Consider the following 12,000-nt stretch of genomic DNA (forward strand, 5'->3'; position numbering starts at 1 on the left):
CACGAAGTCGGAGCTACGAGGGCTCGCTTCAGGGCTTGGTCGAGCCCGAGGAGCTCACGGAGTCCCCGATCGAGCTGACCCAGTCCACGGCGTCGCCGCCCCAGGTCCAGACCTGGTCCCACCAGCCCTTGCCGGTGCCGATCCACTCCTGGAGCGGGGTCAGCTCCCAGACCAGCCAGCCCGCGACGAAGAACACCAGGATCAGCACCAGGCAGCCCTTGAGGCAGCCGAGGCCGGGGATCCGCACCGGGTTGGCGCTGCGGCGGCGCGGCTCGCGCGGCTCCCGGGGGGCCGGCCGCTGCTGCGGCGGAGGCTGCGGGGGCTGCTGCTGCGGCTGGGGCTGGCGGTACTGGGGCTGCTGCGGCTGAGGCTGCTGCTGGTACGGCTGGGGCTGGTGCTGCTGCGGCTGGTAGTGCTGCGGCGGCGGGGGCGGCGCGTACTGCTGCTGGGGCGGCTGCTGCGGCGGGCGGTACTGCGGCTGCTGAGGCTGCTGGTACTGCTGCTGCGGGGGCGGCGGGCCCTGCCGGTACTGCGGCGGCTGCTGCTGGGGCCGGTGCTGCGGCGGCGGGGGCGCCTGCCGCTGCGGACGGCGGCGCAGCGGGTCCTCGTTCGGGTCGAGGTACTGGATCTGCGTCTGCTCGTTGCGGTCGCGGGCGGCCTGCATCTGCGACTGCCACGGGTGCGGCGAGTCGGGCCGCTGCACCGGGGGCATCACCGAGGTCGGGTCGGCCGCCCCGGGACCCGCAGTTTCCCCTGGCCCTCCGGGCCGCGGAGACCCCATGGGCAGCACCGAGGTGGCGTCGGCCGCGCCGACCGGCGGCATGACGCTCGTCATGGCGTTCGGGTCGTACGCGCCCATGGGCGCACCCGCGTCGGGGGTCTCGGGGACCGGGGCCGGCGAGGGGTCGGGCGCGAGCAGCGCGCCCACGCCGAGCGCAGCCTCCACCTCGGCGGCCGAGGAGTGCACGCCGATGCCGGAGGCCACCACGCGCAGCGCGCGGGCCAGGCTCTCGGCGCTGGGGCGCTCGTTCGGCTCCTTGCGCAGGCAGCGCTCGATGACCGTCCACAGCGGCTCGGGCACGGTCGAGGGCCGCTGCGGGTCCTCGCTGAGGTGGCGGTGGAGCACTTCGAGCGCGGTGCCGCCGGCGAACGGCGGGCGGCCGGTGAGCAGCTCGTACAGCAGGATGCCGGCGCCGTAGATGTCGACGGCGGAGGTCTGGGGGCGGCCCTCGGCGGACTCGGGGGCGACGTAGGCCGGGGTGCCGACGAACTCGTGGGTGCGGGTCAGGCCCGGGGAGTCGGCGAGGCGGGCGATGCCGAAGTCCGTGAGCATCGGCTTCATCTGTCCGCCGCGCTCGTCGAGCAGCACGTTGGCCGGTTTCAGGTCGCGGTGGACCACTCCGTCGGCGTGGCTGGCGGCGAGGGCGTCGGCGATCTGGGCGGTCAGCAGGCTCGCGGCGACGGGCGTGAAGGGGCCGTTCTCGCGCAGGTACCGGTGCAGGTCCGGGCCGTCGATCAGGTCCATGACCAGGGCCAGCAGGTCGCCCTCGACGACGAGGTCGCGGGTGCGCACGATGTTGGGGTGGGTCAGGCGCAGCAGGACCGAGCGTTCCCGCAGGAAGCGCATGACGATGTCGGGATCCTGGGCCAGCTCCTCCTTGAGGACCTTGATGGCCACGGTCTCGCCGGGCTGTCCCGCGACGGCCGCCTCGGCGCCCGCGGCCTCCCTCTGGCGGGCACGCCAGACAGTGCCCGTGGCGCCGCGCCCGAGCGGCTCCTCGAGCAGGTACTTGCTGCCGACTGGCCGCACGTCTCGCGCTCCCCTGCTGTCGTCGGATGTGGTCGATCCGCTGATTGGTTTTCCGGCCCACTCTAGGGGGTGTCCCCCGGGAAGACGCCGGTCCCCGGAGGTTGGTTGCCGTACATATGTACGGAGGGTGATGTTTACGGGGTATGCCGGAGGCGATTTTCCCGTCTTCCGCCGCCTTCGTGTCCGGATCCGACCGGGGTCCGACCCGGGTTCCGGAACATCAAGATCATTTATTGCCGGGTGCCGGGCGTGTTGTCCGTGACAGGTGCGAGGATGCACATGTACGGACGGCACGGGACGGGAGCCCCGCCTTCCGGGCAGACCTGACCGGACGACGCGTCCGTGCCGGGTGGGGGGGCGACCGGGCGGTCATGTCACGGGATTCCCCTGCCGGGCGCACACACCGCGCACCGCGCAGAAGGGACCGCTGACGGCGATGCAGATCCGGCTGACCGTCCTTGGGTCGCGCAGCGGCCACCAGACCGCGACCGCCCCCGCGAGCTGTGACGTGCTCGTCACCGCACCCGTCGGCACCGCGCTGGCCGCGGTCGCCTCCGGGCTCGCGGCGACCGTCGGCGGGCCCGACACCGGGGGCACGGTCGTGCTGTACGCCGGCTCCGAGCGCCTCGACCTGCAGCGGCGGGTACTCGGTGAGCCGCCGCTCGTGGACGGCGCGGTCCTGGCGCTGCACGGGCCCGTGCCGGACGTCCTGCCGGAGGACGGCCTCGGCGCGGCCCAGCTGCACGTCGTCGCCGGACCCGACGCGGGCGGGGTGCACCTGCTGCACAGCGGGCAGATCCGGGTGGGCCGCTCCGCCGACGCCGACGTCCCCCTCGACGACCCCGACGTCTCCCGGCTGCACTGCGCGGTCACGGTCATCCCCGACGGGCGGGTCGCGGTGGCCGACCTGAACTCGACGAACGGCACCACGCTGGACAGCGCCCCGGTGGGGGCGCAGCCCGTCGCCCTGCCCCCGGGGGCGCTGCTGCGGGTCGGCGAGTCCACCCTGCGGCTGGCCCCCGCGGGCGCTCCCGCGCTGCCGGTGACCCCGGACCTCCAGGGCCACCTGTCGGTCTCCGCCCGGCCCGTCACCCCCGGCCCGCCGCCCGGCCCGCTCCCCGGGGCGGATCCGGCCGCATCCGGACCGGCCGCGCCGGCGGCGTCTGCCGCGTCTGCCGCAACCGAGGCCCCCGGCGCCCCTGGCGCCCCCGAAGCCGGGCCGCAGGGCGTACCGCCGAGCCCCGGCCCGGGCAGCGGCACCGGCCCCGGGCGGCGCAAGGGCCTCGGGGCCTGGGCCCGCAAGTGGGTGCGCGGCGAGGAGCCCGCCGAGGCCCCGCAGGAACCGGCCGCCGCCGCACCCGACCCCGACGATCCCGCCGCGGTGCTGCTGGCCGCGCTGGGCCCCACCGAGCGCCTGTGGTCCCGTACCCCCGGGCATCCCGCCGTACTGGACGTGGGGCTCGGCGCCGGGAGCCGGGTGTCCCTGCCCGCCGTCGGCGCCCTCGGGCTGGCCGGCCCGCGGCCCCGGCTGGCGGGGGCCGCCCGCTGGGTGGTCGCGCAGCTGGCGGCACTGCACGCGCCGGGGCAGCTGGAGATCGTGCTCATCTCCGCCGACCGGGCGCGCGGCCTCGCCGACCGGCGGCGCGACTGGGGCTGGCTCGGCTGGCTGCCCCACGTACGGCCCGCCCACGGCCAGGACTGCCGGCTGCTGCTCGCGTACGACCGCGACCAGGCCGTCGCCCGCACCGGTGAGCTGACCCGGCGCCTCGACGAGGGTCCGCTCGGCGCGCACTGGACCGCCGCCGACGCCGGACAGGTCCGGCGGGCCGCCGCCGTCTACGAGGGCCCGTACACGCTCGTCGTCCTCGACGGCGATCCGGGAGCCGGCCCGCTGCGCGACATCACCGGACGGCTCGCCTCGCACGGCCCGGCCGCCGGGATCCACGTGCTCGTGCTCGCCGAGGCCCCGGCCGCCACCGCCGCCTCGCCGGTCGAAGAGACGTACGAGGCCGCCTGCGCGGGCGCCCCCGCCTTCCGGGACTGCGGCGCGGTCGCCCTGCTCAGCGGCGATGTGGCCACGGCCGTACGCACCTTCACGATCAGCGGCGGCCGGCCGGTCCCGTCGGGCGGCACCGCCACCGCCGACGCCGTCTCCGCCGCCTGGGCCGAGCGCTTCGCCCGGGCCCTGGCCCCGCTGCGCACCGCCGAGGGCGGATCCGCCGAGCCCTACCGGCCGACCGCTGCCGCCCTGCCCGCCACCGCGCGGCTGCTGGACGAGCTGGGGCTGGCCCGGGCCACCCCGGCCTCCCTGATGGCCCGCTGGGCCGCCGCCACCGACCAGGGGCAGGGCGTGGGCGGCCTCGCCGAGATCGTGCTGGGCAGCGGCCGCCGCGGGCCCGTCGGCACCGAGCTCGTCCACGACGGCCCGCACCTGCTCATCGAGGGGCCCGCCGGGAGCGGGCGGACCGAGCTGCTGCGCTCGGTGGCCGCGTCGCTGTCCGCGGCCGCCCGGCCCGACCGGCTCGGGCTGCTCCTCCTCGACGGGGCCGGCGGCGGGCGCGGCGACGGGCTGGTGCCCTGCACCGAGCTCCCGCACGTCTGCGCCCACCTGGTCGCGTCCGATCCGCTGCGCATGCGGGAGTTCGCGCAGGCGCTGGGCGCGGAGCTCAAGCGCCGTTCCGAGCTGCTGGAGGACCTGTCCTTCGCCGAGTGGCACGCGCAGCGCGAGGTGTCCGACCGCATGGTCTCGCCGCGCCGGCCCACCGCGGGCGAGCAGCGCGGCGACCTCGACCCCCAGCGCACCGGCACGCTGCGGCTGCGGGCCGCGACACCCCGTACCGATCCGGCCGGGCCCAGTCCGCTGCCCCGCCTGGTGGTGCTCGTGGACGACCTCGACGCGCTGGTCGCACCGGGGCTGGGCAGTACGGGCCGCCCCGCCGCGGGCTCGGTGGTCCGGGCGCTGGAGGCGGTGGCCCGCGAGGGCGCCCGGCTCGGCGTGCACCTGGTGGCCACCACCGCCCGGCCGGACCGTACGGCGGATGCCGGGCCGGCCCGGCTGGCCACCCTGCGCGTGGAGCTCGACGCCCCCGACCAGCCGGGCCCGGGGCGCGGCCTGCTCCGCTTCGGCGACGGCCGGACGGTGCCGTTCCAGGCGGGCCGGGTCACCGGCCGCATCCCCCGGACGGCGACCCAGCGGCCGACCGTGGTCCCGGTGGAATGGGAGCGGATGGGCGATCCGCCGGCCCGCCGTCCGGTCCGTGAGCTGGGCAACGGGCCCACCGACCTCGCGCTGCTGGCCAGCGCCCTGGAGCGGGCCTCGCACCTGGTCTCGGCGATACCCGTGCTGTTCCCGCCCGCGCCCTGACGTCCGGCCACGACACCCTCCGGTGGGTGTACTGCCCCGGCGAGGCGCTATTGCGGGGGCGCACGGCTCGGCGTAGACCTTGTGGTCCAGGACACATCACGGGCATCGGGGGCAGAACCATGCGCAGGCACGGAACGAGCCGTACGACACTCACCTGGACGGCGCTCGCGGCGGCGGCCGCCCTCACGCTCGGCGCGTGCGGGGACGGCGGGACGAAGGAGCCGCAAGGCCCCGAGGGCAGCACGGCCGCACCCCGGGTGCAGTTACCGAAGCTGCCCGGCGAGAAGCTGGAGGTCGCCGCGGTCTGGACGGGCCCGGAGCAGGAGAACTTCACCAAGGTCCTGAAGGAGTTCGAGAAGCGGACGGGTGCCACCGTCACCTTCGTCCCGGCCCAGGACCCGATCGTCACCTTCCTCGGCACGAAGATCGCGGGCGGTGCGCCGCCGGACGTGGCGCTGCTCCCGCAGGTCGGGGCGCTGGCGGCGGCGGTGCAGAACAAGTGGGTGCAGCCGCTCGGCCCGGAGGCCGCGGCCCAGCTCGACGCGAACTACTCGAAGGGCTGGCGGACGCTCGGCGCCGTCGGGGGCACCCAGTACGGCGTGTACTACAAGGCCGCCAACAAGTCGCTGATCTGGTACAACGCGAAGGCCTTCGAGGCTGCGGGGGTCAAGCCCCCGAAGACCTGGAAGGAACTGATCACCGCGGCCGATACGCTGTCCGCCTCCGGCACCCCGGCCGTCTCGGTGGCGGGTGCGGACGGCTGGACCCTCACCGACTGGTTCGAGAACATCTACCTCTCCCAGGCCGGGCCGGAGAAGTACGACCAGCTGGCCAAGCACCAGATCAAGTGGACGGACGACAGCGTCAAGCAGGCGCTGACCACGCTCGGCGAACTGTTCGGCCGCAAGGACTTCCTGGCGGGCGGGCAGAGCGGCGCGCTGGCCACCGAGTTCCCGAAGTCGGTGACGCAGACCTTCACCGGCGGCGACCGGCCGGCGGCCGCGATGGTCTTCGAGGGCGACTTCGTGGCGGTGAACATCGCGCAGACGCAGGCGAAGGTGGGCGAGGACGCCCTCGTCTTCCCCTTCCCCGCGGTCGGCGGGAAGGCTCCGGTGGTCTCGGGCGGCGACGTGGCGGTCGCCCTGAAGCCGTCGAAGGGGGCGCAGGCGCTGCTGACCTTCCTGGCCTCGCCGGACGCGGCGGAGATCCACGCCCGGCAGGGCGGCTTCGTCTCCCCGAACAAGGCGGTGGACCCGGCCGCCTATCCGAACGCCATCCAGCGGGACATCGCCAAGGCGCTGATCGCCGCGGGTGACGACTTCCGCTTCGACATGTCCGACCAGGCCCCGGCGGCCTTCGGCGGGACCCCGGGCGCGGGTGAGTGGAAGGCGCTCCAGGACTTCCTGGCGAACCCGTCGGACGTGGCGGGCACCCAGGCGAAACTGGAGGCGGACGCGGCCAAGGCCTACGGGCACTGATCCCGTGCCGGCCCCTGCCGCCAAGGGCGTCGTCTCCGCGGAGGCCAGGCGCCGCCGGCTGATCGCGGCGGCGTTCCTCCTCCCGGCGCTCGTGCTGCTCGGTGCGCTCGTCGTTCACCCGATCGGCTACTCCCTCTACCGCAGCTTCTTCGACCGTTCCGGCGACACCTTCGTCGGCGGTGCCAACTACCGGGAGATCCTGACCGACGACACCATCCGCACCGCCCTGAAGAACACGGCGCTGTGGGTGGTGTTCGCCCCGGCCACGGCCACCGCCCTCGGCCTGATCTTCGCGGTCCTCACCGAACGGGTGCGCTGGGGAACGGCGTTCAAGCTGCTGGTGTTCATGCCGATGGCGATCTCGATGCTGGCCGCGGGCATCATCTTCCGGCTCGTCTACGACCACGATCCCGACCGCGGGGTCGCCAACGCGGTCTGGGTCGGGGTCCACGACACCTTCGCGGAGTCCTCGGCCTTCCCCAAGGCCCGTCCGGGCCGGGACTCACCGCTCGCCGACGCCGGCGGGGGTGCCTTCATCACCCGCGATCCCGTCCGCGCCGGTACCCCGGTGCTGCTCCCGCTGGTCGGCGTGGCCCCGGAGGCGCTGCCGGACGGGACCCGTACCGCGGTCGGGTCCGACGCCGTGCCGGGGAAGGTCACCGGCACCGTCTGGCAGGACTTCACCCGGGGCGGGGGCGGGGCGACGAACGTGGTCGACCCGACCGAGCAGGGCTACGCCGGGATGCGGATCGAGGCGGTCAAGGACGGCCGGGTGGTCGATACGGCGACGGCCGCCGCCGACGGCACCTTCACCCTGTCCGCGAAGGCCGACGGGGCCCTGCTGCGGCTGCCCGCGGCCAATTTCCGGGAGGCGTACGCGGGGGTGCAGTGGCTCGGCCCGGCGCTCGTGACCCCGGCGGTCATCGGGGCGTACGTATGGATGTGGGCCGGTTTCGCGATGGTGCTGATCGGGGCCGGGCTGGCCGCCGTACCGCGTGAGCTGCTGGAGGCGGCGCGCGTGGACGGGGCGAACGAGTGGCAGGTGTTCCGGCGGATCACCGTCCCGCTGCTGGCGCCCGTCCTGGTGGTCGTGCTCGTCACCCTCGTCATCAACGTCATGAAGATCTTCGACCTGGTCTTCGTGATCGCCCCGGGTGCGGTCCAGGACGACGCGAACGTGCTCGCGCTCCAGCTGTACCGGACCTCCTTCGGCACGGACGCCGATCCGGGGCTGGGCAGCGCGATCGCGGTGCTGCTGCTGGTGCTGGTGATCCCGGTGATGCTCGTGAACATCCGTCGGCTGCGCAAGGAGGGGTCCCGATGAGCGGTACCGACGCGACGCCGGACCCGACGGCCGCCGAACCCGCGTACGCCAGGCCTTCGCCCTCCGCCCCCGCCTCCGCCTCCGCCTCCGCCTCCGCCAGGCCTTCGTACGCCGCGCGCGCCTCCGCCGGGCTCGCCTCGGGCGCGCTGCGCGTCTTCCTGGTCGCGGCGGCGCTCTTCTGGCTGCTGCCCACGCTCGGGCTGCTGCTCTCCTCGCTCGTCTCCCCCACCGACCTCAACAGCGGCGGCTGGTGGCAGGTGCTCACGGCACCCTCGCGGCTGACGGCCGACAACTACGCGCGGCTGCTGGCGAACGACACCATCACCGGCTCCCTCCTGACCACGTTCGCGATCGCCGTGCCGGCCACCCTGCTGGTCCTGACCCTGGGCGCGTTGGCCGGATACGCCTTCGCCTGGCTGGAGTTCCCAGGCCGGGACTGGCTGTTCCTCCTCGTCGTCGCCCTGCTCGTCGTCCCGGTGCAGGTGGCACTGATCCCCGTCTCCGAACTCTTCGGATCCATCGGGCTGTTCGAGACCACGGCGGGCGTGGTCCTCTTCCACACCGCCTTCGGCCTGCCCTTCGCCGTGTTCCTGCTGCGCAACTTCTTCGCGGAGATCCCGCGCGAGCTGCTGGAGGCGGCCCGTCTCGACGGGGCGGGTGAACTGCGGCTGTTCACCAGGGTGGTGCTGCCGCTCGGCGCGCCGGCGATCGCCTCGCTCGGCATCTTCCAGTTCCTGTGGGTGTGGAACGACATGCTGGTGGCGCTGGTGTTCGCGGACTCGGCCAACCCGCCGATCACGGTCGCGCTGCAGCAGCAGGTACGACAGTTCGGGAACAACATCGACGTGCTCGCGCCCGGCGCGTTCCTGTCGATGGCGGTCCCGCTCGTCGTCTTCTTCGCCTTCCAGCGCCAGTTCGTCTCGGGGGTGATGGCCGGGGCGATCAAGTGACGCCGGTAACCCGGATGCCGCACATCGCGTAACCCGGTCGCCACACCCGGGGTTCCTGGGCCATATGCCCGCGCCGACCCCTGGATGTGCCGTGCCCCGGTTCAGCGTCATCGTGCCCGCGTACAAGGTCCAGGCCTACCTCCAGGAGGGGCTGGACTCGGTCCTGGCCCAGTCGTACCGGGACCTGGAGCTGATCGCGGTCGACGACGCCTCCCCGGACGCCTGCGGTTCGATCATCGACGAGTGCGCGGCCCGTGACCCCCGGGTGACGGCCGTCCACCTGGCGGACAACCTGGGCCCGGGGCCGGCCCGCAACGCGGGCCTGGCGCGGGCGGGCGGCGACTACCTGATCTTCCTCGACGGCGACGACACCCTCGCCCCCGGCGCCCTGCAGGCCATCACCGACCGGCTGAAGGCCACCGGCTCCCCCGACGTCCTGGTCTACGACCACGCGCGCACCTTCTGGTCGGGCGAGGTCGTACCGGGCCGCCTCTCCCACCGGCTGTCCGAGGAGGGCCCGGCCAGCTTCCGGCTCGCCGACCGCCCGGCCCTCCTCGGCATGCCGATGGCGGTCTGGAACAAGGCCTACCGCCGCGAGTACGTGGAGCGCGAGGGCCTCGCGTTCCCGCCCGGCTTCTACGAGGACACCCCCTGGACCTGCCCGGCCCTGCTGGCCGCGGAGTCCCTCGCCGTCCTGGACCGGGTCTGCGTCCACCACCGGCAGCGGCGCACCGGCTCGATCCTGACCACCGCCGGCCGCCGACACCTCGACGTCTTCGACCAGTACGACCGGGTCTTCGGCTACCTCGCCGGCCGCCCCGAGCTGGAGCGCTGGCGCCCCGCCCTGCACCACCGGATGGCCGAGCACTTCTGCGCCCTGTACGCCGACCCGCGCCGCCTCCCGCGCACCTCCCGGGCCGAGTTCTTCGCCCGGGCCTGCGCCCTGCTGCGCCGCCACCGCGTCCAGGGCGGCAGCAGTGCCCGGCCGCTGCCCCTGTCGCGGACCGACCGCGTCCGGCACACCCTGATGCGGCTGGGCGCCCGCCGCACCTACCGGCTGCTGTCGGCGCTGCGCTCGGCCGGACTGGCGAGCGGCCGCACGGGCTCGGCCCTGTGGCGGGGCCTGCGCGAGACGGCCCTGCGCCTGCACTACCGGACCCAGCGCCTCCTCCCCCTGCGCCCGGAGCTCGCGGTCTTCTCCGCGTACTGGCACGGCGGCTACGCCTGCAACCCGGCGGCCATCGAGGCCACACTGCGGGAGCTCGCACCGCGGATGCGCACGGCGTGGATCTGCGCCCCGGAGCACGCCCCGACCCTGCCCCGCGCGACGGTGGCGCTGCGCCCGGGCTCGGCGGCGTACTGGACCGCCCTGGCCCGGGCCGGCTACCTGGTCACGAACGTCAACTTCGACCGCGCCCTGGTCAAGCGCCCGGGCCAGGTCCTCGTTCAGACCCAGCACGGCACCCCGCTCAAGCGGGTGGGCCTCGACCTCCAGGACCGCCCGGCGGCCACCCCGACTCCGGACTTCGCGGGCCTGCTGCGCGGCGCCGACCAGTGGGACTACCTGCTGTCCTCGAACCGGCACTCCACCCTGGTGTGGGAGAAGGCCGTCCCGTCCTCGTACACGACGCTGGAGTACGGCTACCCGCGCAACGACGTCTTCCACCGGGCGGACCCGGCCGAAGTGCTGGAGCTGCGCGAACGCCTCGGCATCCCGGCGGGCTCGACGGCCGTCCTGTACGCGCCCACGCACCGCGACTACCGGCGCAGCCGGCCGGACCACCTGGACTTCGAGCGGGTGCTGCGGGACCTGGGCCCGCGCTTCACGATCCTGGCCCGCACCCACCTCACGTACGCGGACGTCCCGCCCTCCCCGGACACGCACCCGCGGCTGATCGACGTCTCCTCCCACCCCTCGGTGGAAGAGCTCTGCCTGGCCTCGGACGCGCTAGTGACGGACTACTCGTCCCTGATGTTCGACTACGCGGCGCTGGACCGGCCGATCGTGATCCACGCGGAGGACTGGGAGGCGTACGAGGCGGCCCGGGGCACGTACTTCGACCTGCGGTCGTGCCCGCCCGGCGCGATCGCCCGGACCGAGGACGAGCTGGTGGACATCTTCAGCACGGGCCACTGGCAGGGCTCGCGCTCCGCGCAGCTGCGGGCGGCCTTCCGCGCGCGCTTCTGCTCGCACGACGACGGCCACGCGGCGGAGCGGGTGGTGCGCCGCGTCTTCCTGGGACAGACGACCCCGACCCCGGCCGTCATCCCCCTGGAGGACCGCCGCCCAACCCCCGCGGCTCCGGCTCCGGCCCTGACCTCCTAGGCTGCCTTCAGGCCCGCCACCACCTGGTGGGCCAAGACGTCGAGGTGGCCGCCCGTCACCGCGTCCCGGACGACCACCTGGCGCCAGTAGAGCGGGCCGATCAGCAGGTCGAGGGCGTGGGCCGGGTCGATGCCCGCCGGGAGCTCGCCGCGGGCGACCGCGTCCGAGACGATCCCCTCCGCCATGCGGCGCTGCCCGTCGAGCAGTGCGCCGCGCACTGCTTCGGCGATCTCCGGGTTCCGCGCCGCCTCCACGAGCAGGTCGGGGATGACCGCGGAGGCCACCGGGTGCCGCAGCACGTGGGACATGACCTCCAGCAGGGCCCGTACGTCCCCGTACAGCGAGCCGGTCTCGGGCACCGGCAGGCCGTCCACCGCGAAGGCCCCGACCAGGTCGAGCACCAGGTGCAGCTTCGACTTCCAGCGCCGGTAGACCGCGGTCTTGCCGACCCCCGCCCGCCGGGCGATGCCCTCGATGGACATCTTCGAGAAGCCGACGGCGGCCAGTTCCTCCACCACCGCGTCGCGGATCGCCTCGGTCACGTCCGCGCGCAGGACCGCGGCCCCGGCGGGGGCTCTACGGGCGGGGGCGGGGGCGGAAGCTGCGGCGGCGGGGTCCGGGGTCATGCAGAGAGCATAGCCGCGCCCCGTCACAACGATACGGTTGCGTTCCGACGCAGTACGCCCTAACCTCGCCGTAGCGACGATACGGACCCGTCCCGACCTCGGCAGTGACGTACTGACCCCGT

The 12,000-nt window shown here is 74.7% G+C and carries 7 protein-coding genes; 5 read left to right on the forward strand and 2 right to left on the reverse strand.

Translation table 11 applies throughout. The features are described from left to right. Nucleotides 1-28 precede the first annotated feature (28 nt). A complete protein-coding gene (locus JYK04_RS17725; protein ID WP_189747320.1) occupies nucleotides 29-1,810 on the reverse strand; it encodes a serine/threonine-protein kinase in 1,782 nt (593 codons plus the stop codon). Between the two features lie 436 nt (nucleotides 1,811-2,246). Here JYK04_RS17725 and JYK04_RS17730 point away from each other — a divergent pair, with 436 nt between their 5' ends. From JYK04_RS17730 to JYK04_RS17750, 5 genes are all read left to right on the forward strand, one after another. Continuing rightward, nucleotides 2,247-5,174: an FtsK/SpoIIIE domain-containing protein gene (locus JYK04_RS17730; RefSeq protein WP_189747323.1), complete on the forward strand. Its 2,928-nt coding sequence runs from the start codon at nucleotides 2,247-2,249 to the stop codon at nucleotides 5,172-5,174. A 119-nt stretch (nucleotides 5,175-5,293) separates the two neighbouring features. Beyond that, nucleotides 5,294-6,652, forward strand: coding sequence for an ABC transporter substrate-binding protein (locus JYK04_RS17735; protein WP_189747325.1), 1,359 nt, complete (start codon nucleotides 5,294-5,296; stop codon nucleotides 6,650-6,652). A gap of 4 nt (nucleotides 6,653-6,656) precedes the next feature. Beyond that, nucleotides 6,657-7,976 carry a carbohydrate ABC transporter permease gene (locus JYK04_RS17740; RefSeq protein ID WP_189747327.1) on the forward strand — a complete coding sequence of 440 codons (1,320 nt, stop codon included), beginning with the start codon at nucleotides 6,657-6,659 and terminating at the stop codon, nucleotides 7,974-7,976. Continuing rightward, nucleotides 7,973-8,926, forward strand: a complete 954-nt coding sequence (locus JYK04_RS17745; protein WP_189747329.1) for a carbohydrate ABC transporter permease — start codon at nucleotides 7,973-7,975, stop codon at nucleotides 8,924-8,926. The genes JYK04_RS17740 and JYK04_RS17745 overlap by 4 nt, the downstream gene beginning before the upstream one ends. Before the next feature lie 91 nt (nucleotides 8,927-9,017). Then, nucleotides 9,018-11,252: a bifunctional glycosyltransferase/CDP-glycerol:glycerophosphate glycerophosphotransferase gene (locus tag JYK04_RS17750; protein ID WP_189747331.1), complete on the forward strand. Its 2,235-nt coding sequence runs from the start codon at nucleotides 9,018-9,020 to the stop codon at nucleotides 11,250-11,252. On the opposite strand, the gene JYK04_RS17755 is transcribed toward JYK04_RS17750, so the two are convergent. Beyond that, nucleotides 11,249-11,878 carry a TetR/AcrR family transcriptional regulator gene (locus JYK04_RS17755; protein ID WP_189747333.1) on the reverse strand — a complete coding sequence of 210 codons (630 nt, stop codon included), beginning with the start codon at nucleotides 11,876-11,878 and terminating at the stop codon, nucleotides 11,249-11,251. The two genes, JYK04_RS17750 and JYK04_RS17755, sit on opposite strands and share 4 nt — an antisense overlap. Between the last annotated feature and the right edge of the window lie 122 nt (nucleotides 11,879-12,000).

It is taken from the genome of Streptomyces nojiriensis (assembly GCF_017639205.1).
In the GTDB taxonomy this organism is placed as follows: Bacteria; Actinomycetota; Actinomycetes; order Streptomycetales; family Streptomycetaceae; genus Streptomyces; species Streptomyces nojiriensis.